Origin of the sequence: Pseudaestuariivita atlantica (assembly GCF_001205715.1) — a bacterium.
Classification (GTDB): domain Bacteria; phylum Pseudomonadota; class Alphaproteobacteria; order Rhodobacterales; family Rhodobacteraceae; genus Pseudaestuariivita; species Pseudaestuariivita atlantica.
Genome location: NZ_AQQZ01000003.1, coordinates 477,098 through 499,322, shown reverse-complemented (window position 1 = coordinate 499,322; position 22,225 = coordinate 477,098). Strand labels below are relative to the sequence as shown.

Here is a 22,225-nt window from a genome sequence, read left to right as displayed (position 1 = left end):
CACGGCCTCGCGTAGGTCGGCTGCCCGCCAGCCGACAGAACCCCACACCCGTAGGTCGGCTGCTCGTCAGCCGACAGAACCCCCTCAACCGTAGGTCGGCTGCTCGTCAGCCGACCCGCCCTCCATCAAGAGGCGGACCGCGCGCGCGATGACAGCACCACCACGCCCATGACCAGCGCCGCACCGCCGAGGTTTGCGGCCCAGTTCAGTGGCCAGTAACACCCGGCGGCCCCGGCGATCAGCAGCGGGTAATGCCACGCCTTCAACGGCCCCTCTGAATACATCTGGATCAGCGCATTCGTGGCGTAGATGCCGAACAGGCCGAAAAAGCCGATCTGCATCACCTCTCCGAAACTGCCCGAGATGAGCGGCGTGTAGGCGAACATCAGCGGCACGATATACAGCCCCTTGGCGATCTTCCACGACTGGAACCCCGTCGCCATGGGCCGCGACCCGGCGATCCCGGCGGCGGCAAAGGCGGCAAGACAGACAGGCGGCGTGACGTTCGAATCCTGGCTCAGCCAGAAGATGATCAGGTGCGCGGTCAGCAGGAACGTCGTCTGCAGGGCCGGGTCGACCAGCAGGGGCCGGATGGTCACGGCCAGTTCGAACGGAATCGCGCGCATCAGCGCCACCGCCTCCTCGCGCGTCATGCCCTCGGCCACCTGCATCGCGTAGGGCGACTCGACCAGCATGAACATCGCCGATTGCGTCGGATCGGCGAGCCCCGCCATCAGCGCCTCGACAATGACCCCGTCGGCAAGGATACCGGCCAGCGCCGGCGCGGTCAGGATGGCGAGGATGATGTAGGCCGCCGTCACCGGCAGCCCCATGCCCAGCACCAGCGAGGCCAGCCCGATCAACAGGATCGCCAGCACCAGCGATCCCTGGCTCCACTGCGCGATCATCAGCGAAAACCCGTTGCCCACGCCGCTTGTGACGATGGCGTTGTTCATGATCCCGATCGACACCAGCAGCACACCCGTCAGGATCGACGACCGCACGCCCATCATGGTGGCCTCGGCGATCTTGACCGGCCCCATGTTGACCGGCGCGAACAGTCCCTCGCCCACGACCTTCGACAACAGCGTCGCGCCCCAGCTGACCACGATCAGCGTCGCGATCGCCCAGCTGGCCGCGAACGACGGCGTCACCCCCGTCATCAACAGCCAGATCATCACGCCCAGCGGCAGGCAGAAGGCCAGCCCGCCCGACAGCATCTTGCCCCGGTCGACTTCAAGGCTGATGCCTTCGCCCACGTTGTGCTTCATCGCCTCGATCCGCACGATGAAGGCGACCGACAGGAAATAGAGGAATGCGGGAATGATCGAAACGGTGACGATCGTGGCATAGGGGATCGCGGTGTAGGACGCCATGACGAAGGCGCCCGCCCCCATGATCGGCGGCATCAGCTGCCCGCCCGTAGAGGCCGCGGCCTCGACCCCCGCGGCGAACTTGGGGCGGAACCCGTTCGACTTCATCAGCGGGATGGTGATCACCCCGGTGGAGGCGGTGTTGGCAATCGCCGACCCGCTGATCGTGCCGGTCAGCGCGCTCGACAACACCGCGACGAAGGCCGCGCCGCCGCGGATGCGCCCGGCGACGACCTTCGAAATCTCGATCACGAAATCCGACGCGCCCGACGCCACGAGGAAGCCGCCGAAGATCATGAACAGCGTGATGTTGGTGGACGAGATCGACGCGAGGATGCCGAACATCCCCTCGTCGTTGAACAGCGTCCGGAACAGCACGTCGTTCATCGGCAGCGAGGCCGCGCGGAACACGCCCGGAAGGTAGCTGCCGAGAAACAGGATATAGCTCAGCGATATGACGATCAGCATCGGGATCACCCAGCCCGACACGCGCTTGGACAGGTCCAGCGCGGCAAAGATCAACAGGCCGCCCGCCAGGATGTCGAGCGTGCGGAACTGCCAGGCCAGCCCCGTCTCGGCCAGCGTGCGTTCGTACAACCCGTCCTCGGCCCCCGCGATCCACAGGGCCGCGGCGGCCACGGCAAGGCCATAGATCACGTCCACGGCGATCCAGCGCGGCTGGTCGGCGCGCGCGCCCCAGGGCGAGTAGATGACGCTGGCGAAGAAGGCGAAACCGGCGAAATGGATGGCGTTCTGCCACATGCCGGGTTCGGTCAGCCAGACGTTGGTCAGGACGTGCCACGCGCCGAACGCGACGGCGAGCGCGGCAATGGCCAGCCGCAGCGGGCTGTCGGTCACACCGTCCAGCGTCAGCCAGCGTTCACGCCGCGCGGCCATCATCTGGGCGACGTCTTCGGGGATGTCTGGTGTGGTGGTCATGTGGGGTCCTGTCCCAAGCCGCGCAACGTCGGGCCCTGGTCCGGCGATCCGACCGGTCTTGCCGGGCACTTCATGGTGGCATGCCCGAAGGAGTTCGGGTCGACGCGGAGGTGGTGGATGTATCGCCGGGCCGTGGGAGGGCCCGGCGATGCGCGGCGGCCTTCGGCCTTGGTTCCGCGCATGCATATGGCCCCCTCCGACATCTCGGAAGGGGCCGTCCGGGTTACTTGGCCATCAGGCGCTCGGGCACGTCGAGGCCCACTTCCATGTAGTACCGCGCGGCACCGGGGTGCAGCGGCACGGGAAGACCGGCCATGGCGTTCTCGACCGCCATCGCCTTGGTGGCGGGGTGGATCGCCTGCAGGAAGGGCAGGTTCTCGTACATCGCCTTGGTCACCTGGTAGACGTGCTCTTCGTCGACCGACGCGTTCACGGCCAGGAAGTTCGGCTGCGCGATGGTCGCGATATCCGCGTCCTGGCCGGGATAGGTGCCTGCCGCGATGGTGTAGGGCACCCACAGGTTGCGCCCGCCATCCATGGCGGCACCCTGTTCGGGCGTGATCTGCAGCATGGTGAACTTGTCACCGTTGCTGGCGAACAGCTTGGTCACCGCGCCCGTCGGGGGGCCGGCACCGAAACCGCCGCCAATCGCCTGGCCGTTGGCCATCGCGTCTGCGGACGGGCCGTAGCCCGCGTAGACCAGCTCGTAATCCTCGTCCATGTTGATGCCGAGGCCTGCCAGAAGCACCCGGTTCGACCCGATCGTGCCCGAGTTCTGGCGACCCATCGCCATTGCCTGGCCCCTGGCCGGCACGAGGTCGGCCACGGTGCCGGTCTCCACCCAGTCGTTTGACAGGATGAACTGCTCCACGTTCTGCCACAGCATCGTGACCGAGCGCAGGTTCTCCTGCGGCTCCGTCACCGGGCCGGTGCCCGTCGCGGCGTAGGACCCGAACAGGCCCTGCAGGATGGCGAAATCGGCGGTGCCCGCACCCAGCGCCTGCACGTTCGCGCCCGACCCGGCCGAGTTCACGGCGGTGAGCGAGAATTTCTGCTTGGGCAGCAGCTTGACCTTGGTCAAGGTCGAGATCGCGGTGCCCACCGGGTGATAGGTGCCCCCGGTCGAGGCGGTGTTCAGCACGTAATCGGTGTCCTGCGCGAATGCGCCCGTGGCCACCGTCATCGCGCCAGCCACCACACCGGCGGCAAGCGTTTTGAAGAATGTCATAAGTGTCCTCCCATGTGACAAGCCCGACCTCTGCCGGGCCGTGTGCCACCCGAACGTAGCGCGCGGTTTCCGGCCTGACCATGAAGATTTTCGTGCGCCCGCGCCTGCCGCCCCTGCGGATCGCCGCAAGGTGGCGCTTCCGTCACTGCCGCGCGGCGATGGCTTGGGCGATGCGGGCGATGCCCTCGGGGATGCGATCGGCGGGGATCGAGGAATAGGCGATCCGGTAGAACTCGATCGGGCGCGGCGCCTCGGCGAAGAAGGTCGCGCCCGGTTCGATCAGCACGTCGCGGCGGGCAAGGTCGCGCGCCAGCACCTCGGCATCGACACCGTCGGGCGCGCGCATCCAGAAGGACGACCCGCCATGCGCGGCGGTGCCCGCGATGGTCAGGCCGTGCTCGGCGATGGCCGCCTCCATCACCCGCCGACGCGCGTCGTATTCCCGTGCCATGCGCCGGATCAGCGCGTCGTAATGGCCAAGGCTCAGGAACTGCGCCGCCGTGCGCTGGATCAGCCCCGGCGGATGTCGCAGCACGCTGGCCCGCAGCGCCCGCGCCTCGTCGATGAACCGCGCCGAGCCCACAAGGTAGCCCAGCCGCAGCCCCGGAAAGAGCGATTTCGAGAAGGAGCCCACATGGATCACCCGCCCCTCGTCATCCAGCGATTTCAGCGCCGGCGCGGGCGGGTGCAGGAAGGCCATCTCGAACTCGTAATCGTCCTCCACGATCAGCGCATCCAGCGCGCCCGCCCGCTCCAGCAGCGCGCGCCGCCGGTCCAAGGGCATCGTGGCCGAGGTCGGGCAATGGTGGCTGGGCGTGACGAAGACGACCTGCGTGTCGTCCGGGATCAGGTCGGGCGGCAGCCCGCCCGCATCCACCGGCACCGGCACCACGTCGGCCCGCGTCTGCCGCAGGATGTCGCGCAGCGCGAAATAGGACGGGTCCTCGATCGCCGCGCGCCGACCCGGCGTCAGCAGCACCTGCGCCGCCAGCCACAGCGCGTTCTGCGCGCCAAGCGTGATCAGCACCTGTTCCGGCTGGGCCATGATCCCGCGCCGGGGCAGGGTGTGGCGCAGCACGAACTGCACCAGCTCCGGGTCGTCGCGGTCATAGTAATCCGCCGTCATCGCGGCAAAGTTCCGCACCCCCAGCGCCTGCATCGCGCATTGCCGCCAGTTGGTGTGGTCGAACAGCGTCGGGTCGGTCTGCCCGTAGATGAACGAGTAGGTATAGCTTTGCCAGTCAAGCGGTTTCGCCGGGCTTGCCCCGCCCGTGAACCGCTGCCCGATGGCCCTGTCCCAGTCGATCCGGTCGGGCGCGGCTTCGCGGTCGGCAAAGGCGGGCGGGTCCGGGGCGTTCTCGCTCACGAAATAGCCCGACCGCCCGCGCGAGGTCAGGTAGTCGTTCGCCAGAAGCTCGTTATAGGCCAGCGTCACCGTGATCCGGCTCACGCCCAGATGCGCGGCCAGCTTGCGCGAGGAGGGCAGCTTCTCGCCACGCCGGAACCGCCCCGACAGGATGCCCTGCGCGACCATCTGCTGAATGCGGGACTGAAGCGTGCCCTGCGCGGTCGGATCCAGCATCAGGGCGTCGACGGGTACGGCCATGGGGTTGCCATAACTGGTCTTACGCGCGCGGTAAACTGGATTTATCGTGAGGTCCGGTTACAACCGCACGCCGAAGGTGCCGCGCAAACCGTCCCGTCCGGCGGGGGTGATGGTGACCGCGCGGCTGTCGGGCACCCTGCGCGCCCAGCCCCGCGTCTCCATCTCTGCCAGCAGCGCGCGACCCAGCGACCCCGCAAGATGCGTGCGCCGTTCCGACCAGTCGAGGCACGGACGGCAAAGCGGCGACCGCGCCTTGCGCAAGGCCGTGACGTCGATCTCGAACGCCTCCATCGCGACCGCGCCCGCATCGCTCAGCATCACCTCGTGATCGCTGACACGGGTCCAGCCGCGCCCTGCCAGCGCATCGTAAAGCGCCGTGCCCGCCGTCCCCGCAAGGTGGTTGTAGCAGACCCGCGCGGCGCGCAGCGCGTCCTCTCGCGGGCCGGGGCGGTGGCGCAAATGGCCCTGTCCCGCGGCCAGCCCCATCAGCGCCTCCAGCACGTTGGCGACCTCCGGGCCCGCCAGCCGGTGATACCGGTGGCGACCCTGCCGCGTGACGGCGACCAGCCTGCCCTCCACCAGCCTTCCCAGGTGGGTCGAGGTCGTCGACGCCCCCACGCCCGCCTCCCGCGCCAGTTCCCGCGCGGTCAGCGCCTTGCCGGTCATCAGCGCCGTCAGGATGTTGGCGCGCGCCGGGTCGCCGATCAGCGTGGCGATGCGGGCGATGTCGGGTCCGTCTTTCATGGTTCGATCATGATCGAACCGTTATGGGCAGACAAGGGGGTAGGATAGGGGCATGTCATTCGTCTTGTCCTCCACCCTCGCCGTTCGGCGATCCCCGTCACTCCTGATGCCGACCGGGCGCAGCACATTGGCTTGCCTTCGGACACCTTGTGCAACGATTGCAGACGGGCCGCGGTACGTCGATCCGACGGTTGGCCTGCGGCCTTGATTTCGCGCCGGCGTCAGGCTCCACCGCGACACGCGTGTCGGCCAACTTTTGACCCGAATCCACGTAAAGGACCCGCCCCATGCTCACCTGCATCATCCGCTACCACATCGACCCGACCCGCCGGGACGCGTTCGAGGAATATGCCCGCAACTGGAACACCGCGATCCCGCGCTGCGGGGCCGACCTGATCGGGTATTTCGCCCCGCATGAAGGATCGGCCACCCGCGCCTACGGCATCTACAACATCCCCTCGCTCGCCGCCTACGAGGCCTACCGCGCCCGCCTCGCCGACGACCCGCTGGGGCGCGAGAACTACGCCTTCGCCTGCCGCGAGAAATTCCTCTTGCGCGAGGACCGCACCTTTCTGAAGCTGGTCACGGGAACCGAGGGAGACACCGCATGATCGCCGTCATATTCGAAGTCCACCCCGCCGAGGGGCAGGTGGACGCCTATCTCGACATGGCCGCCAAGATGCGACCGCTGGCCGAGGGGATACCGGGCTTCATCAGCGTCGAACGGTTCCAGTCGATCATGGACCCGACCAAGCTGTTGTCGCTGTCCTTCTGGGAAAACGAGGAGGCGCTGGAGGCATGGCGCAACCTGCCCCAGCATCGCGGCGCGCAAAGCGCGGGCCGGGACGTGATGTTCGCGGGCTACCGCCTGCGCGTGGCGGGCGTGATCCGCGACTACGGCATGACCGAACGGGCCGAGGCCCCGGCAGACAGCCGCGCCCTGCACGGGTAGGGCGGGCGCGCGCAGGTCACAGGGCCACGCCGCTTCCCGGCAGGGTCACCAGCGTCATCCGCTCCAGCCCCATCGCCGCGTCCATCTCGGCGAATTCCCGTGCCAGGAAATCGCGGATCAGGGTGATGGGCTTCTCCTGCTGCTCGCCCGCGCGGCAGACCATGTAGAACCGGATGTCCTCCCGCCGGACTGCAAGGTCGAACGGCGCAACCAGCTTGCCCTGCCGATGCAACTCCCCCGCCTGAAGGCTGGCGCACAGTTTCACCGCCGCACCTTCCGCTGCCATCTGCATCGCCGTCTCGGTATGCGGGATCACGCGCGTGTCGGGATGCGTCTCGTTCACGCCCGCCGCTTTCAGCCAGTCCGCGAGGCCCGGATGCCCCTTCGGCTCGCGCGGATGCCGCGCCTCGACCACCGGGACGCGCATAAGGTCGGATGGACGCTTCAGGGTCCGCGCCACATCGGCAGACACCATCGGCGTCCACCATTCCCGATACACCGTCTCGGAATGCAGGCCCGAGACCGCTTCATTGCCGTTGCGGATCGCCAGATCGACCTCGCCTGCCGCGAAATCCAGCGCCTCGAACGTGGTGATATGATCGACCGGATACCCGTCCAGGGCCTCCTGCAACCGCGCGGATCGCGGGGCCAGCCAGTTGGTCATGAAATGCACGCCGCAGGTCAGCTTGAAGGGCCGGGCCGTGTCCACCAGCGTCGCCCATGTCTTGTCGAGCGCGCCGAAGGCCCTCCGCGCCGTCGCGAACAGGACCTCCCCGCTCTCGGTCAACGCGATCGACCGGTGATGGCGCGTGAAGAGCCGGAACCCAAGCTCGTCCTCCAACGCCTTGACGTGGTGCGACAGGGACGGTGCCGTCACGCACAATTCATCCGCCGCCTTAGCAAAGCTGCGGTGCCGCGCGACGCATTCGAACGCCCGCAGCGCGGCGAGAGAGGGCAAACGGGCCATCCCTCACCTTAGCTCACCTAAGGCTAACACGCAAAAACCGTCATTTGTCAGGTCCCGGCGCGCCGGGTCACGATTGCCCTGTTGATATCGCGAAAAAGGGACAAGACGATGAACACGAAACAGATGCGAAACCTGCTTGGCGCGTCGGTCATCATGGCGACCGCCGGGTTTTCCGCCGCCGCGGACCAGTTCGTTCTGAAACTGCAAGGCTCGATGGGCGCGATCAGTCCCGGCCTGCAGGACACGCTCAAGGTGCAGGAGGTCGAACGGTTCGAGGCAGACGGCGCCAGCTTCGTCATCCTCGACGCGCAGAACGAGGCCTACCTCGAAACCTTCCTGAACGTGACCTCGCTGTCGCCGCTGGCCGTGATGAAGGTCGATTTCGTCAATTCCCCGGTCGTCGGCGGTGGCGTGGCCGCGGCCGAGATCGCGCAGGACGGGCTTCAGACATTCGTGATCGAACGCCCGATCCCCGGCGTGGGCAGCTTCCCGCTTGCCAGGAAGGAAGGGATCTCGCGCGCGTCGAACGCCGCCATCGCGCAGATGGAGGGCAAGGTCGAATGGGTGCATTCCTACCTGACCGAGGTCGGAACCGTCTGCATCTACCGCGCCACGGATGAAGGCCAGATCGCCGATCACGCGCAGCTTGCAGGCGCACCGCTTGGCCCCATCACTGCCGTCGACCGGGTCCTGCCCGACTAGGCGCGGGTTACCGGGGGCTTTCGCCTGCGGTCTTTACGAAAATTGAACGAAATCAGAATCTTGGGTAACCCATGGGTTACCTCGAAAGGAGGTCGGGTGAGGATCACCCGACCTACAAACCCCGTCTTGCGTAGGTCGGCTGCTCGCCAGCCGACCCCCGTTCGGGATCAGCCGAACACCCGGCCCAGCGCCTGGTCGACGGCGTCGGTGATCTGGTCGATGTCGTCGGCGGTCGCGATCAGCGCGGGCGAGAAGCACAGCGTGTTGTTGTAGCCCGGAACCGACCGGTTCGTCGCCCCGATCACCACGCCCTGCGCCATGCAGTCGCCGACCACGGCCTGCACCTTCTTTTCATCCGCCGGTTCGCGCGTGTCGCGCGATGCGACCAGCTCGGCCCCGCAGAACAGGCCCTTGCCGCGCACGTCCCCGATCACCGCGTGTTTCTCGGCCAGCGCGTGCAGGTTGCCCATCATCCGCTCGCCCATGGCCAGCGTGTTGTCGAGGAGGTTCTCGTCCTCGATGATGCGCATGTTCTCCAGCGCCGCCGCCGGGCCTGCCGTGCAGCCCCCGAAGGTCGAGATGTCGCGGAAATAGTTCATCGGGTCCGACGCGTCGTCCTTGAACATCTCGAACACCTCTTCGGTGGTGACGAGACAGGCGATGGCCGCGTAGCCCGAGGCGACGCCCTTGGCCATCGTGACCATGTCGGGTTTCACGCCATAGTTCTGGTACCCGAACCACACGCCGGTGCGGCCCACGCCGCAGACGACCTCGTCGATATGCAGCAGGATGTCGTACTTCTTGCAGATCTCCTGCACCCGCTCCCAGTAGCCCTCGGGCGGGGTGATGACGCCGCCGCCTGCGGTCACGGGCTCAAGGCACAGCGCGCCCACCGTGTCGGGGCCTTCGCGCAGGATGACCTCTTCGATCTGGTTGGCGGCCCATTCGCCGTAATTGCCGCCTGTGAAGTCGGGCTGGGCGCGGTATTCAAGGCAATGCGGCACCTCGATGAAACCGGGCGTGTAGGGGCCGTATTGCGCGTTGCGCTCTTCCTGGCCGCCCGCCGACAGGCACGAAATCGTGGTGCCGTGGTAATCGCGGTGGCGGTAGAGGATCTTGTGCTTCTTGCCGCCGTACCGCTTGTGCGCGATCTGGCGCACCATCTTGAACGCCTTCTCGTTCGCTTCCGAGCCGGAGTTGCAGTAATAGACCCGGCTCATCCCCGGCATCTTGTCGAGCAGCTTTTCCGAGAACAGCGCACCGGGGATCGACCCCGCCGAGCCCGCGAAATAGTTCAGCTTGATCAACTGGTCATAAACCGCCTTGGCGATCGATTCGCGGCCATAGCCCACGTTGACCGTCCAGACCCCGCCGGACACGGCATCGAGGTGCTCCTTGCCCTTCTGGTCCCAGACCCGCATGCCCTTGCCTTCGATGATGATACGGGGGTCCGTCGTCTCGAACGGCTTGTGCTGGATCAGGTGGTGCCAGACATGCGCGCGGTCGGCCTCGACCACGTGGGAGATGTCGTTTTCATTCAAAGCGCCGTCCATGGATCACACTCCTCTCGGGGCCCGACTCACCTTGGGTCGGGCGGCATCAGATGCGGTATATCACGGAAAATCCCGAACCGCGGATAGGGCCAGTGGCTGGCTTGGTCTAATGCCAAAAGGCGCAGGTTCGCGAGCGCCCTGCGTATCCTATCCGCATCCCCCGGCCGCTGTCCCCGCCGCGTCCCCTGCGGTAGCAAACCATGCCAAAGCTTCCTCGGCGGCGGACGGGGGCAGGGACAGGAACGCGAACCCCTCGTCAAAGCTTTCGACCACCTTGACCTTGACGCCGCCTTCAACCGCAACGCGAGCGAAGACCGAGATCGCCTTCGCCACGATCCACGGCGGCGCGATGATCGCGTTCAGCTTGTCGCTGTCCCGCCGCCGGTACAGCGCGATCATCAGTTGCACCAGTTTCAGGATTTCCGCCGGGCTCATCGCGATCTTCTGCAACTCGGTGAAATCGTCGAACTCGTTCACGTCGAAATCGTATTCTGGATCGGCGTCGACCTCGTCCAGAAGCCCGAGCATCTCGCGCAGGGTCAGGATGCCCGTGTATTTCACGCACATCAGTTTCTGGTCTGGAAAAATCCTGTAACAGCAGGGCATATCAGGAGTGGTCAATCTCGTTACGGTACGTTTCGCAGCCTGCAACGGGGTCACGGCATGGTCAAATAAAGCACGGCAACAGCCCCGAGTCTTGCGTGTCGCCGGGTGAACCCTGCAAGACTGTTCTTGCAAAAGTGGCTTGAGAAGGCGGGCGGCGACGCTGGTTCCGGGACTGGTCGAGCGGTGTCCTGCGTAGCCGCTGATCCGAAAAGTCTTGCACCGCGAGGCGTTTCAAGTATGACCCAGACCGGCCCTCGCGCGCCGGGAAAAAAGACTTCCGCATCCCATGATCTGTCGAAACCGCAGGTTGATCTTCATCCACATCCCAAAGACCGGCGGCTCGTCGATCGAGGATATGCTGTGGCCCCAACCGCGCAGCGAGGATGACCTGTGGATGGGCTTTGTCCGGCGCGGTTTTAACAAGTACCAGTCGGGGGGTCTGCAGCACCTGACCGCACGGTTGATCCGGCGCGAGGTCGGGGCCGAGATGTTCGATGCCTGCTACGTCTTCGCGCTTGTCCGGCATCCGCTGGACCGGCTGGTGTCGCAGTTCAATTACCTCAATCGCAGGCCCTATCTATTGCAACTTCTCGGCCTCGGGCCGGACCGCGATTTCGCGACCTACCTCGCGCGGATCCGCGAGGTGCGCCATGTCCAGTGGGAACGGCAGGTCCGCTTCTTGCGCGGCCCGGATGGAGAGATCGCGACCGACGTGTTCCGTCTCGAAGACCTTGACCGCGACTTCCCGAAACTCGCGGCAAAGGTCGGGCTGGACGCGCGGCAGATGATCCATGCGAACCGCTCCCTCCCGGAAGAGGTACCGGCGGACTGGGTCACCCTCTCTCGGGACGCGGTTGCGCCGCGCGAGCGGCGGTTGGTGCGGCAGATGTTTCGCGCGGATTACGAAACATTCGGGTACGAGGATTGACGCGGGCGGACGGCACGCGTCGTGTCGCATGGTGAATCCGCGCCGTGAGGGTTAGACCGATGTGCATGACGCAAGACTTCCTGACCCGCCTGTTCGACGCCGCCGTCTCCGCCGCCGATCCCAGGACCGCGCTTGCCGCGCATCTGCCCGACCGGCCCACGGGCCGGACCGTGGTGATCGGGGCGGGCAAGGGCGCCGCGCAACTGGCCGCCGCGTTCGAGGATCTGTGGGACGCGCCCATCGAGGGCGTGGTTGTCACCCGTTACGGCTATGCCTGCCCGACGCGGTCCATCCGCGTGATGGAGGCCGCGCACCCGGTGCCCGACGCGGCGGGCATGGACGCGGCCGAAGCGCTGCGGCAGGCGGTGACGGGGCTGGGCGAGGATGACCTTGTCGTGGCGCTGGTCTGTGGCGGCGGCTCGGCCCTGTTGCCTGCGCCTTCTGGCGGCCTGACGCTGGAGGACGAGATCGCGCTGAACGAGGCTCTGCTCGCCTCGGGCGCGCCGATCGGGGTGATGAACCTGATCCGCAACCAGGTCTCGACGCTCAAGGGCGGGCGGCTGGCGGCGCTGGCCGCGCCCGCGCGGGTCGTGTCGCTGGTGGTGAGCGACGTGCCGGGGGACGATCCGGCGCAAGTCGCCTCCGGCCCGACGGTGCCCGACGGGCGCACCCGCCCAGACGCGCGCGCGGCGGTCGAGGCATGGGGCATCGACCTGCCCGCGCCGGTGGCCAAGGTGATCGCGGGCGAGGACAACCTGCCGCCCGCACCCGGTGACGCTGTGTTTTCCCGCAACACGGTGCAGGTCATCGCCTCGGCCCGGCAATCGCTGGATGCCGCCGCCGCGCTGGCCCGGTCCGAGGGCGTGCCCGCGGCGATCCTGTCCGACGCGATCGAGGGCGAGGCGCGGGAGGTGGCCAAGGTCCATGCCGCCATCGCGCGGGAGATCGTGGGGCAGGACCGGCCCTTTGCGCGGCCCGTCGTGTTGCTGTCGGGCGGGGAGACCACGGTGACCATTCGCGGATCGGGCGGACGCGGCGGGCGCAACAGCGAGTTCCTGCTGAGCTTCGCACGGGAGATCGACGGGGTCGAAGGAATCGCGGCTTTGGCGGCGGATACCGACGGGATCGACGGGTCCGAGGACAACGCGGGCGCCTTCGCCGACGGCTCCACCGCGTCTCGTCTGCGCGCGGCGGGGATCGACCCGGCCGATGCGCTGGCCCGCAACGACGCCTACTCGGCGTTTTTCGCTTTGGGTGACCTGTTCGCGCCGGGGCCGACGGGGACCAACGTGAACGACTTCCGGGCGATCCTGATCTGGTAGGTGGGGGCAGGAGAGTAACGCGTTGGTTGCCCTAGGTCACCGTTAATAAAAGTAAATATCCGTTCAGTCAGTGGCTTGCGCGGAATCAAGGCCGCAGGCCGCCGCGCTTCGACGGGCCGCCCCCCGGCACGTCGAAATGGCTGGACTTGGTGCGTCGCTGGAGCGCTATGCGGGTTTGGCTAGGATAAAGTGTGTAGCGGACCCGCCGGATCGACGCGCCACGGCCCGTCTGCGACCGCACCGCTTTGCCTTGCGCGGGATCAAGGCCGCAGGCCGCCGCGCTTCCATCGCCCGGCAGTCGATTTTTCCATGAAAAATTGATGAGAAGGGACGGGCCGCCCCCACGGCACTTCGGTTTGGCCGAACTTGGTGCATCGCTGGGGCGTTGTGCGGGCTTTCGTGGATAAAGTAAGCAGCGGTGCGGTTGGCTCGACGTACCGCGGCCCGTCTGCGACGTTGGTGCTTGTGCCCCGCGCGGAATCAAGGGCTTCAGCCCGCCGCGCATCCACTGCCCGGCGGTCGGTTTTTTCTAGGAAAAACCGATGAGAGGGGACAGGCCGCCCCCCGGCACGTCGATTTGGTTAGGCTTGGTGCGCTGCTTGGGCGGAGTGCGGGTTTGGCCAAGATAATGTGCGCAGCAGACCTGTCATGTCGACGCATCACGGCCCGTCTGAAACGTCTGGACCAGGTGCCGGAAGGCCCCCCGGCTCAGTTCGTCTCCTGCAGCGCGCCGCCCTGCCATTCGCCCTCGGCCACCTGGCCGGAGGCATAGCGCATGGTTCCCGGTCCCTGCCGCTTGCCCGCGACGAACATGCCTTCGTAGACATCGCCGTTGGTGTAGGTCGCGACGCCCGTGCCGTTGATCTCGCCGTTCTTCCATTCGCCTTCATAGACGAACCCGTCCGCCATCACGATCTTGCCGGTGCCCTCGCGCTGGCCGTTGGCGAAGGTGCCGGTATAGACGGTGCCGTCGGGATAGGTCGCGGTGCCTTCGCCGTGGCGCTGGCCGTTCTCCCAGTTGCCTTCATAGCGGTAGCCGTCGGCAAAGGTCATGATGCCGAACCCGTGGTTGCGGGCATTCCTGAAGCCGCCTTCATAGACGAGCCCGTTGGTATAGGTCGCCTTGCCGTTGCCCTCGATCACGCCCGCGACCCACTCGCCTTCATAGGTGTTGCCGTCGGGATAGGTGATCTTGCCCACGCCGTCGGCGAGGTCGCCGCGGAACTGGCCGACATAGACCGAGCCGTCGGGATAGGTGACCTGCCCCTCGCCCTCGATCTGGCCGTTCACCCATGCGCCGGAATACTGGTAGCCGTCCTGCCCCGAGAACGTGCCCTGCCCGTGGCGCTGGTCGGCGCGGAACTCGCCTTCGTAGGTGTCGCCGTTGGCGAAGGTGACCTTGCCCAGCCCCTCGCGGCGGCCATCGACCATCTGGCCTTCGTAGACGTCGCCGTTGGGCTGGGTCAGCTTGCCGGTGCCGCTGATCTTGCCGTCCTGCCACAGGCCTTCATAGACCAGCCCGTCCGGCATCGTCAGGGTGCCTTGGCCGTCGCGTTCGCCCTGCACGATGGACCCGCGATAGATCGCGCCGTCGGGATAGGTGATTGTGGCCTGGCCTTCCTTCTGGCCGTTCACCCAGTCGCCGTCATAGGTATAGCCGCCGGGCGTGGTCATCACGCCGCGCCCGTGGTGCATCGCGTTGCGGAAGCCGCCTTCGAACCGGACGCCGTTGGCATAGATCGCCACGCCCTGACCGGTGATCTTCCCGTCGAGCCAGTTGCCTTCATAGGTGCCGCCGTCGGCGAAGGTGATCTTGCCCACGCCTTCGGGCTTGCCCTTGGCGAAGGTGCCTTCGTAGACCGAGCCGTTGGGGAAGCGGGCGACGCCGGTGCCGCGGATCTCTCCATCGACCCACTCGCCGGTATATTCATAGCCATTGGGCAGGCGGTAGGTGCCGGTGCCGTGCTGGAGGCCTTCCTTGAAGGTGCCTTCGTACACGCCGCCATCGTCGTATTGCTTGGTCACCACGTCGGCATCCTGCGCAATCGCGGGCGCGGTCCACGCCGCCAGTGTGGCCGTTGCTGCCAGTGCAACCGTCTTGCCTGTCCACATGCGCGTCTCTCTCCCCCGGTCGAAGCCGCATTCCTGCTCTGCGGCGGATCGTAAATCAGCGGGGCGGTCGGGGCAATGGGGTCCGCGCGCGGCCGGATCATGCAGGAATGCATAAGCGCCATGAGGATTTCGGCGATGGGCCGGGGCGGCGCGGGATGCTATCCCCGATCCATCGCGCCACCCCGATCCGGCGCATCCCTGACGACCCTGAAATTTCACCCCGACGTGGCAGGCCCCGCCTGCCGCGCACAGAAGGATTTTGACCCATGACCTTCCTCGACGATCCCCATTCCACCGCCTATGCCCGCGCCACCGGCGTGGCCTACCTGACCATTGCCGTCGCGGGCGGCCTCGCCATCCTCGCCATCCCCGCGCAGCTGACCGCGCCGGGAGAGGCCTTGCCCTCGCTCGACCTGATCGCCGCCAATCGCGGCCTGCACGCCGTCGGCCTCGGATTCGATGCGCTGATGATGGTGGCCGAGGTCTTCGCCACCGCGCTTTTGTTCTTCATGTTCCGCGCCACCAACCCGACGCTGTCCCTCGCCGCCGCGCTGTCGCGCTTCGCGATGGTGGCCGTCATGGCGGCGATGCTGTTCTTCCAGGCGGGGCGGCTGGCGCTGATCGAAGTGCCGTCGCTCGCGTCCGCTGATGCCGCCCCCGCAATCGACGCGGTGCTGGCGCGGATGCATTTCGCGGGTGTGGGCATCTGGCAGCTGTTCTTCTGGGTGCACCTGATGATCCTCGGCTGGCTGGTGCGCGCCTCGGGCCGGTTCCCGGTTCTGATCGGCTGGGGGCTGACCATCGGTGGATTCGGCTATCTGGCCGACACGGTGCTGAACCACCTGTGGCCCGCGCCGTGGCTGGAACTGCCGACGATGGTGCTTCTGGGCATCGTGACCCTGTCGGAAATAGGCTTTGCCCTGTGGCTGCTCATCATGGGGCAACGCGCGGCATCTGACGTGACCGGTCGCCGCGCCGCGGCACTCTGAGGCCGGTTACACCTTTCCCTCGTGCGTTGATCTGCTACATCTCCGCCGATCAAGGCACGAGGCTCCGGATGAGCGACCGTTTCCGCATTACACTGGCCCAGTTGAACCCCACCGTGGGCGACATCGATGGCAACGCGCAGAAGGCGCGTGCCGCGTGGGAGGCCGGGAAAGGGGCCGGGGCCGACCTTGTCGCCCTGACCGAGATGTTCATCACCGGCTACAACGCGCAGGATCTGGTGATGAAGCCCGCCTTCCACAACGCCGCCATCTCCGCGATCGAGGCGCTGGCGGCCGAATGTGCGGACGGCCCCGCGCTGGCCATCGGCGGGCCGTGGGTCGAGGGCGGGAACCTTTACAACGCCTATCACATCTGCCGCGCGGGTCGCGTCGTGACGCGGGTGCTGAAGCATCACCTGCCGAACGAGACGGTGTTCGACGAGGTGCGCGTGTTCGACAGCGGCCCGATCGGTGGACCCTATGCCGTGGGCAACACCCGCGTCGGGTCGCCCATCTGCGAGGACAGCTGGCACCCCGACGTGGCCGAAACGCTGGCCGAGACCGGGGCGGAATTCCTGCTCGTCCCCAACGGCTCGCCCTACTACCGCGGCAAGATGGAGACGCGGGTGAACCACGTGGTCGCCCGCGTGGTCGAGACCGGGTTGCCGCTGATCTACCTCAACCAGGTGGGTGGGCAGGACGACCAGGTGTTCGACGGCGGCTCCTTCGCGCTGAACCCCGGCGGGGCGCTGGCATGGCGCGCGCCGATGTTTGATGAAGACGTCTCTCACGTCGACCTGGAGCGCGGCGACGATGGCTGGCGCGTGGTCGAGGGCGACAAGGCCCCGGTGCTGCCGGATTTCGAGGCCGATTACCGCGCCATGGTGCAGTCCCTGCGCGACTATTGCGGCAAGACGGGGTTCGGGCAGGTGCTGCTGGGCATGTCGGGCGGCGTCGATTCCGCGCTGGTGGCGACCATCGCGGTGGATGCGCTGGGCCCGGACAACGTGCGCTGCGTGATGCTGCCGTCGGAATATACCTCCCAAGGATCGCTGGACGATGCCGAGGCCTGCGCCAAGGCGCTGGGCGCGCGGTACGATTACGTCCCGATCAGCGGCCCGCGCGCGGCGGTGACCGAAGCCTTGGCGCCGCTCTTCGAAGGCACCAAGCCTGACGTGACCGAGGAAAACATCCAGTCCCGCCTGCGCGGCCTGATGCTGATGGCGCTGTCGAACAAGTTCGGCGAGATGCTGCTGACCACCGGCAACAAGTCCGAGGTCGCGGTGGGGTACGCCACGATCTATGGCGACATGTCGGGCGGCTATAACCCGATCAAGGACCTTTACAAGATGCGGGTGTTCGAGACCTGCCGCTGGCGGAACGACAATCACCGCGACTGGATGATGGGCAATGCGGGGGAGGTCATCCCGCCTTCGATCATCAACAAGCCGCCCTCGGCGGAATTGCGCGAGGACCAGAAGGACAGCGACTCGCTGCCCGACTACTACGTGCTGGATGCGCTTTTGGAGATGCTGGTCGATGACGAGGCGAGCGTGGCCGATTGCGTCGCCGCCGGGTTCGACCGCGAGACGGTGAAGAAGGTCGAGCGGCTGATCTACATCAGCGAATACAAGCGCTTCCAGTCCGCACCGGGCACGCGCCTGACCAAACGCGCCTTCTGGCTCGACCGGCGTTACCCCATCGTGAATGGCTGGCGCGACCCGTCGGGCACGAAGGGCTGAGAACGGCGCTTGACCTCAACCGCGCTTGAGGGCGCATCGTGATGCGACTCATGCAGCAAAGGAGCCGCGCTATGCCCGCACACCTGGAACATATCAACATCACGGTCAGCAACATCGACCGCACCATCGGCATGCTGACCGACCTGTTCGGCTGGTCCGTCCGCTGGCGCGGCACGAACAGCGCGGGCGATGCGGCGGCGCATGTAGGCGACACCGATTGCTACATCGCGCTGTTCGAACTGGGACACCCCGGCAACCCCAAGCCCGAGAAATACACCATCGCCGGCACGGTGAACCACGTGGGCGTGGTGGTCGATGACCTTGACGCGGTAGAGGCGCGGGTCAGGGCGGCGGGGCTCAAGCCGCACGCGCATTTCGACTACGAACCGGGCAAGCGGTTCTATTTCAACGACCCCGACGGGGTGGAATACGAGGTGGTCAGCTACGCCTGAACGCGCCTTTGCCCCGCTTGCGGTGGGCCGGATCGCGCGTGGTGCGGCCAGGTTTTTCGACAAGAACCTGAAAATTATCGCCAATCCATTGGAATAAAACGACAAAAAAATTCCGAAAACCTTGGAACCCTTTGCGCCACCGCGCGTTGCCAATCCATACGAGGAGCGTATCGTATCCCTCCAAGTGTCCGGGGCCATCCCCTGGTGCCATGGCATCCGTCCCGTTGCCAAGCACCGTTACCCGTGGCATTTCGCTCCTCGTTAAAATTTGGGCCTGTCCCTTCTGGCCAAACGTTCGGCCCTCGCTCCTGTCCCGAGCGAGGGCCGGATTCGTTTGGCGCGGCCGGCAATCGCCATGGCAGCCATTGGTCGGGCTTTCGCTGGCGCGCGGGGCATGGCATGATGCGATCCAACAAATGACAAAACAGAGCAGCTGCCATGGCCGATGATCTGCTGACGGTGGCGGAATCGTCAGACTACGACGCCTCCTCCATCGAAGTTCTCGAAGGGCTGGAACCGGTGCGCAAGCGCCCCGGCATGTATATCGGCGGGACCGACGAACGCGCCCTGCACCACATGGTGGCCGAGATCCTCGACAACTCGATGGACGAAGCCGTGGCGGGCTTCGCCAACCGGATCGAGATCGAGCTGCACGAGGATTACGCCGTCACCGTGCGCGACAACGGGCGCGGCATCCCGATCGATCCGCATCCCAAGTTTCCCGGCAAGTCCGCGCTGGAGGTGATCCTGTGCACCCTGCACGCGGGCGGCAAGTTTTCCGGCAAGGCCTACCAGACATCCGGCGGGTTGCACGGCGTGGGTGCGTCGGTGGTGAACGCGCTGTCGGATTCGATGGTGGTGCAGGTGGCGCGCGACCGGCAGGCCTATGAACAGCGGTTCTCGCGCGGGCATCCCCTGGGCGGGGTCGAGAAGGTGGGCGCCGCGACGAACTGGAAGGGCACGCGCGTGACCTTCCACGCCGACCCCGAGATCTTCGGCAAGCACCGCTTCAAGCCCGCCCGCCTGTTCAAGATGGTGCGGTCCAAGGCCTACCTGTTCTCGGGTGTCGAGATCCGCTGGAAATCCGCCATCGACGATGGCGAAACGCCGACCGAGGCAACCTTTCACTTTCCCGGCGGCCTGTCGGATTACCTTGTCGAAACGCTGGGCGGCGCGTCGACCTATGCCGACAAGCCCTTTGCCGGGACGGTCGATTTCCAGGAAAAGTTCGGGCTGCCGGGCAAGGTGGAATGGGCGATCAACTGGACGCCATCGCGCGACGGGTTCATCCAGTCCTACTGCAACACGGTGCCCACGCCCGAAGGCGGCACCCATGTCGCGGGCTTCTGGGCGGCGATCCTGAAGGGGATCAAGGCCTATGGCGAGTTGGCCAACAACCGCAAGGCGGCGCAGATCACCCGCGACGACCTGCTGACCGGCGGTTGCGCGCTGGTGTCGTGCTTCATCCGCGAGCCGGAATTCGTGGGCCAGACCAAGGACCGCCTCGCCACCGTCGAAGCGCAGCGGCTGGTCGAAGGTGCCGTGCGCGACCGGTTCGACAACTGGCTGGCGGCGGACACCAAGGCGGCGGGTGCGATCCTCGATTTCCTTGTCCTGCGGGCCGAGGAACGCCTGCGGCGGCGGCAGGAGAAGGAAACGGCGCGCAAGTCGGCGACGAAAAAGCTGCGCCTGCCCGGCAAGCTGGTCGATTGTTCATCGAACGCGCGCGACGGGACCGAGCTGTTCATCGTCGAGGGCGACAGCGCGGGCGGGTCGGCCAAGATGGCGCGGGACCGAAAGACGCAGGCCCTGCTGCCCTTGCGCGGCAAGATCCTGAACGTGCTGGGCGCGGCGTCGTCCAAGCTGGGCTCCAACGCCGAGATTTCCGACCTCACGCAGGCGCTGGGCGTGGGCTTGGGCACCAAGTTCAACGTCGATGACCTGCGGTACGACAAGGTCATCATCATGACCGACGCGGACGTTGACGGCGCGCATATCGCGTCGCTTCTGATGACGTTCTTCTTCACCCAGATGCGCCCGATGATCGACGCGGGACACCTGTACCTCGCCTGCCCGCCGCTTTACCGCCTGACGCAGGGGGCGAAGCGCGTCTATTGCCTCGACGAGGCCGAGCGCGACGAATGGATGGACAAGGGGCTGGGCGGCAAGGGCAAGATCGACGTGTCGCGCTTCAAGGGGCTGGGCGAGATGGACGCCAAGGACCTCAAGGACACCACCATGAACCCTGCGACGCGGAAACTGATCCGGGTGACGATCGACGAGGACGAACCGGGCGAGACCGGCGACCTGGTGGAACAGCTGATGGGCAAGAAGCCCGAATTGCGGTTCCAGTACATCCAGGAGAACGCGAAATTCGTCGAGGAGTTGGATGTTTAGGGTTCTTTAACCACGCCGCCGCAAGGTGGTGGAATGGAAAAGGTCACCCTGCAAGTTCCCGTGGAAATGCTGCATGTCGGCGCCGAGATCGCGCGGGAGCGGGATATCACGCTTGGTCAGCTGGTGCGCGATCTGCTGGCGGACGAGATTTCGCGCCGGAAGAATGTGAGGCCGCCCAACAGGGCGGATGAGCGGCTCATCGCGCCCTTGCGTGCGCGCCTCGCGGCGGATTTCTCCTCGGCCCACAACTGGCACGATTTGCATAACCGGCTGCAGGCCAAGGGCTACCGCCTTCACGCCGCGGGCGGCGGGCTGGCCGTGCACCGCCATCCCGACGGGCAGCGCCTGTGCAAGGCGTCCGAGCTTGGCTTCGGCCACAGTCGGCTGGTGGAAAGGTTCCGCGCCGGGTTTCCCGGCCACGCGCATAGCTGGGTAGAGGCGCGCGTGCTGAACGCAACAGCGCCCGGCACGGGGCCGGACGCCGATCTGGTGATCGAGCCCTAGCGGGCGATTACCACTTGTAGATGACCTGCGGCGAACGGTGCTGCTGGATCAGGCGCATGGTTTCCGCCTTCAGGCCCGCCGGGTTGTTCACAAGGGCCGGGTTGCGGCACACCTGGAACGCCACGCCCGTGGCCGTGGTCCGGTCAAGGCCCGCATCGACCAGCGAGTTGATGAACATGTCCTTGGGCTTGTCGACCCAGACCTTCTTGAGCGGGCCGCGCCAGCAGATGATCTGAACGCGCACGCCGGCAGGTGCCGCAACTGCGCCATAGGAGTTCCAGCCGCTTTTCGATTGGCCGTGGCCACCCGCGATCCCGGCAGATGCGGACAGCGCCAGGGCCGCCGCGGCGATCATAAGTTTCTTCATCGTTTTGCCCCCCGGCAAAAATGGAAACCCCTCGCGCGGACATGACGACAGCCATGGGCGCGATACCCGGTCACACAATCGCCCGATTGCTGCCACGAATCAAGAAATCCGGCCGCTTCGGAGCGGAGAAGCTGTGTTTCCAATTCGCGATCAATTCGCATCGAATGCCACGCATCCGGGTCGGTATTGCCTGGGTCACAGGCTGGCGGCGGCGCGGCTTGCCTGGTCGTACTGACCTGATAACGCTCGTAAATTCGCGGCGATCTCTCGCAGGTTCTCGCCGCTCAGATCCATCCGCGACAGGCCCTCCAGCAGGCATTGCTTGCGCACCGCGCGGTAGGTCTCGCACAACTCGGCACCGGTGGGGGAGGTGGCATAGAACACCTCTTTCCCGCGCTTTTCCGACGTCAGCAGCCCGGCCTTGAGCAGTTTGCGCAGCGCGTAGTTCACCGTATGCGTGTCCTCGACATTCAGGATGAAGCAGATATCGCTCAGCCTTTTGTCGCGCCCGCGGTGGTTCACGTTATGCAGCACGAGGATGTCCAGCGGGGTCAGGTCGCTGTGGCCCGCCGCCGTCATGCATTTCACCATCCAGCGCTGGAAGGCGTTCGACGCGACGATCAGCCCGAACTCGAATTCCGAGGCCTCCCACCCTTCGCCATCGGCGAGGTGGCGGGACGAGACGATGCGGCGTGGGGTCGGGTTGGACATGCGCGGATCCTGTTTGCGAAACGCTGGCATCATG

General features: G+C 66.3%; 20 protein-coding genes. 10 read left to right on the top strand and 10 right to left on the bottom strand.

Features of this window, described 5'->3' with window-relative positions; translation table 11 throughout:
• Positions 1 to 125: 125 nt before the first annotated feature.
• From ATO11_RS09110 to ATO11_RS09095, 4 genes are all read right to left on the bottom strand, one after another.
• A complete protein-coding gene (locus ATO11_RS09110) occupies positions 126 to 2,312 on the bottom strand; it encodes a TRAP transporter permease (protein ID WP_050530505.1) in 2,187 nt (728 codons plus the stop codon).
• A gap of 223 nt (positions 2,313 to 2,535) precedes the next feature.
• Positions 2,536 to 3,540: a TAXI family TRAP transporter solute-binding subunit gene (locus tag ATO11_RS09105; protein ID WP_050530504.1), complete on the bottom strand. Its 1,005-nt coding sequence runs from the start codon at positions 3,538 to 3,540 to the stop codon at positions 2,536 to 2,538.
• Between the two features lie 142 nt (positions 3,541 to 3,682).
• On the bottom strand, positions 3,683 to 5,146 hold the full coding sequence (gene pdxR, locus ATO11_RS09100) for a MocR-like pyridoxine biosynthesis transcription factor PdxR (protein WP_050530503.1): 1,464 nt from the start codon (positions 5,144 to 5,146) through the stop codon (positions 3,683 to 3,685).
• Positions 5,147 to 5,203: 57 nt separating this feature from the next.
• Positions 5,204 to 5,890, bottom strand: a complete 687-nt coding sequence (locus ATO11_RS09095; protein WP_050530502.1) for an ArsR/SmtB family transcription factor — start codon at positions 5,888 to 5,890, stop codon at positions 5,204 to 5,206.
• 287 nt (positions 5,891 to 6,177) lie between these two features.
• On the opposite strand from ATO11_RS09095, the gene ATO11_RS09090 reads away from it, so the two are divergent.
• Together ATO11_RS09090 and ATO11_RS09085 are read left to right on the top strand one after the other, a co-directional pair.
• On the top strand, positions 6,178 to 6,501 hold the full coding sequence (locus tag ATO11_RS09090) for an NIPSNAP family protein (protein ID WP_050530501.1): 324 nt from the start codon (positions 6,178 to 6,180) through the stop codon (positions 6,499 to 6,501).
• Positions 6,498 to 6,842 (top strand): antibiotic biosynthesis monooxygenase family protein, encoded by a 345-nt coding sequence (locus tag ATO11_RS09085; protein ID WP_050530500.1) that lies wholly within the window; start codon positions 6,498 to 6,500, stop codon positions 6,840 to 6,842. The genes ATO11_RS09090 and ATO11_RS09085 overlap by 4 nt, the downstream gene beginning before the upstream one ends.
• A 16-nt stretch (positions 6,843 to 6,858) precedes the next feature.
• Here ATO11_RS09085 and ATO11_RS09080 read toward each other — a convergent pair whose 3' ends face one another.
• Positions 6,859 to 7,809, bottom strand: a complete 951-nt coding sequence (locus ATO11_RS09080) for a LysR family transcriptional regulator (protein WP_050530499.1) — start codon at positions 7,807 to 7,809, stop codon at positions 6,859 to 6,861.
• Positions 7,810 to 7,917: 108 nt separating this feature from the next.
• Here ATO11_RS09080 and ATO11_RS21215 point away from each other — a divergent pair, with 108 nt between their 5' ends.
• Positions 7,918 to 8,511, top strand: coding sequence for a nickel-binding protein (locus ATO11_RS21215; protein ID WP_082176231.1), 594 nt, complete (start codon positions 7,918 to 7,920; stop codon positions 8,509 to 8,511).
• A 167-nt stretch (positions 8,512 to 8,678) separates the two neighbouring features.
• Here ATO11_RS21215 and ATO11_RS09070 read toward each other — a convergent pair whose 3' ends face one another.
• Positions 8,679 to 10,064 carry an aminotransferase family protein gene (locus ATO11_RS09070; protein WP_050530498.1) on the bottom strand — a complete coding sequence of 462 codons (1,386 nt, stop codon included), beginning with the start codon at positions 10,062 to 10,064 and terminating at the stop codon, positions 8,679 to 8,681.
• A gap of 147 nt (positions 10,065 to 10,211) precedes the next feature.
• Positions 10,212 to 10,631 carry a hypothetical protein gene (locus tag ATO11_RS09065; protein ID WP_050530497.1) on the bottom strand — a complete coding sequence of 140 codons (420 nt, stop codon included), beginning with the start codon at positions 10,629 to 10,631 and terminating at the stop codon, positions 10,212 to 10,214.
• Between the two features lie 325 nt (positions 10,632 to 10,956).
• Between ATO11_RS09065 and ATO11_RS09060 the strand changes: the two genes are divergently transcribed.
• Both ATO11_RS09060 and ATO11_RS09055 read left to right on the top strand, forming a co-directional pair.
• A complete protein-coding gene (locus ATO11_RS09060) occupies positions 10,957 to 11,598 on the top strand; it encodes a sulfotransferase family 2 domain-containing protein (protein WP_082176230.1) in 642 nt (213 codons plus the stop codon).
• A 65-nt stretch (positions 11,599 to 11,663) separates the two neighbouring features.
• A complete protein-coding gene (locus ATO11_RS09055; protein WP_207382951.1) occupies positions 11,664 to 12,920 on the top strand; it encodes a glycerate kinase type-2 family protein in 1,257 nt (418 codons plus the stop codon).
• 708 nt (positions 12,921 to 13,628) lie between these two features.
• Here ATO11_RS09055 and ATO11_RS09050 read toward each other — a convergent pair.
• Positions 13,629 to 15,032, bottom strand: coding sequence for an MORN repeat-containing protein (locus ATO11_RS09050; RefSeq protein WP_050530494.1), 1,404 nt, complete (start codon positions 15,030 to 15,032; stop codon positions 13,629 to 13,631).
• Positions 15,033 to 15,298: 266 nt separating this feature from the next.
• Here ATO11_RS09050 and ATO11_RS09045 point away from each other — a divergent pair, with 266 nt between their 5' ends.
• The 5 genes from ATO11_RS09045 to ATO11_RS09025 all read left to right on the top strand — a co-directional run bounded on the left by ATO11_RS09045 (position 15,299) and on the right by ATO11_RS09025 (position 21,113).
• Positions 15,299 to 16,021 carry a DUF4386 domain-containing protein gene (locus ATO11_RS09045; RefSeq protein WP_050530493.1) on the top strand — a complete coding sequence of 241 codons (723 nt, stop codon included), beginning with the start codon at positions 15,299 to 15,301 and terminating at the stop codon, positions 16,019 to 16,021.
• Positions 16,022 to 16,089: 68 nt separating this feature from the next.
• Positions 16,090 to 17,760, top strand: coding sequence for an NAD+ synthase (locus tag ATO11_RS09040; protein ID WP_050530492.1), 1,671 nt, complete (start codon positions 16,090 to 16,092; stop codon positions 17,758 to 17,760).
• 71 nt (positions 17,761 to 17,831) lie between these two features.
• Complete coding sequence (locus ATO11_RS09035; RefSeq protein WP_050530491.1) at positions 17,832 to 18,212, top strand: VOC family protein; 381 nt, start codon at positions 17,832 to 17,834, stop codon at positions 18,210 to 18,212.
• A gap of 438 nt (positions 18,213 to 18,650) precedes the next feature.
• Positions 18,651 to 20,609, top strand: coding sequence for a DNA topoisomerase IV subunit B (gene parE, locus ATO11_RS09030; protein WP_050530490.1), 1,959 nt, complete (start codon positions 18,651 to 18,653; stop codon positions 20,607 to 20,609).
• A 33-nt stretch (positions 20,610 to 20,642) separates the two neighbouring features.
• Complete coding sequence (locus tag ATO11_RS09025) at positions 20,643 to 21,113, top strand: relaxase family protein (protein ID WP_050530489.1); 471 nt, start codon at positions 20,643 to 20,645, stop codon at positions 21,111 to 21,113.
• Positions 21,114 to 21,120: 7 nt separating this feature from the next.
• On the opposite strand, the gene ATO11_RS22110 is transcribed toward ATO11_RS09025, so the two are convergent.
• Positions 21,121 to 21,480: a hypothetical protein gene (locus ATO11_RS22110; RefSeq protein ID WP_050530488.1), complete on the bottom strand. Its 360-nt coding sequence runs from the start codon at positions 21,478 to 21,480 to the stop codon at positions 21,121 to 21,123.
• Positions 21,481 to 21,675: 195 nt separating this feature from the next.
• Positions 21,676 to 22,191 (bottom strand): winged helix DNA-binding protein, encoded by a 516-nt coding sequence (locus tag ATO11_RS09015; protein WP_082176229.1) that lies wholly within the window; start codon positions 22,189 to 22,191, stop codon positions 21,676 to 21,678.
• Positions 22,192 to 22,225: the final 34 nt, after the last annotated feature.

What these genes read in the sequence shown, in the direction of transcription:
- pdxR (WP_050530503.1), bottom strand. Translation starts at nt 5,146, where the DNA reads ATGGCCGTACCCGTCGACGCCCTGATGCTGGATCCGACCGCGCAGGGC.
- ATO11_RS09070 (WP_050530498.1), bottom strand. Translation starts at nt 10,064, where the DNA reads ATGGACGGCGCTTTGAATGAAAACGACATCTCCCACGTGGTCGAGGCC.
- ATO11_RS22110 (WP_050530488.1), bottom strand. Translation starts at nt 21,480, where the DNA reads ATGAAGAAACTTATGATCGCCGCGGCGGCCCTGGCGCTGTCCGCATCT.
- ATO11_RS09095 (WP_050530502.1), bottom strand. Translation starts at nt 5,890, where the DNA reads ATGAAAGACGGACCCGACATCGCCCGCATCGCCACGCTGATCGGCGAC.
- ATO11_RS09045 (WP_050530493.1), top strand. Translation starts at nt 15,299, where the DNA reads ATGACCTTCCTCGACGATCCCCATTCCACCGCCTATGCCCGCGCCACC.
- ATO11_RS09025 (WP_050530489.1), top strand. Translation starts at nt 20,643, where the DNA reads ATGGAAAAGGTCACCCTGCAAGTTCCCGTGGAAATGCTGCATGTCGGC.
- ATO11_RS09090 (WP_050530501.1), top strand. Translation starts at nt 6,178, where the DNA reads ATGCTCACCTGCATCATCCGCTACCACATCGACCCGACCCGCCGGGAC.
- ATO11_RS09060 (WP_082176230.1), top strand. Translation starts at nt 10,957, where the DNA reads ATGATCTGTCGAAACCGCAGGTTGATCTTCATCCACATCCCAAAGACC.
- ATO11_RS09015 (WP_082176229.1), bottom strand. Translation starts at nt 22,191, where the DNA reads ATGTCCAACCCGACCCCACGCCGCATCGTCTCGTCCCGCCACCTCGCC.
- ATO11_RS09085 (WP_050530500.1), top strand. Translation starts at nt 6,498, where the DNA reads ATGATCGCCGTCATATTCGAAGTCCACCCCGCCGAGGGGCAGGTGGAC.
- ATO11_RS09065 (WP_050530497.1), bottom strand. Translation starts at nt 10,631, where the DNA reads ATGTGCGTGAAATACACGGGCATCCTGACCCTGCGCGAGATGCTCGGG.
- parE (WP_050530490.1), top strand. Translation starts at nt 18,651, where the DNA reads ATGGCCGATGATCTGCTGACGGTGGCGGAATCGTCAGACTACGACGCC.
- ATO11_RS09040 (WP_050530492.1), top strand. Translation starts at nt 16,090, where the DNA reads ATGAGCGACCGTTTCCGCATTACACTGGCCCAGTTGAACCCCACCGTG.
- ATO11_RS09050 (WP_050530494.1), bottom strand. Translation starts at nt 15,032, where the DNA reads ATGTGGACAGGCAAGACGGTTGCACTGGCAGCAACGGCCACACTGGCG.
- ATO11_RS09035 (WP_050530491.1), top strand. Translation starts at nt 17,832, where the DNA reads ATGCCCGCACACCTGGAACATATCAACATCACGGTCAGCAACATCGAC.
- ATO11_RS09080 (WP_050530499.1), bottom strand. Translation starts at nt 7,809, where the DNA reads ATGGCCCGTTTGCCCTCTCTCGCCGCGCTGCGGGCGTTCGAATGCGTC.
- ATO11_RS09105 (WP_050530504.1), bottom strand. Translation starts at nt 3,540, where the DNA reads ATGACATTCTTCAAAACGCTTGCCGCCGGTGTGGTGGCTGGCGCGATG.
- ATO11_RS09110 (WP_050530505.1), bottom strand. Translation starts at nt 2,312, where the DNA reads ATGACCACCACACCAGACATCCCCGAAGACGTCGCCCAGATGATGGCC.
- ATO11_RS09055 (WP_207382951.1), top strand. Translation starts at nt 11,664, where the DNA reads ATGACGCAAGACTTCCTGACCCGCCTGTTCGACGCCGCCGTCTCCGCC.
- ATO11_RS21215 (WP_082176231.1), top strand. Translation starts at nt 7,918, where the DNA reads ATGAACACGAAACAGATGCGAAACCTGCTTGGCGCGTCGGTCATCATG.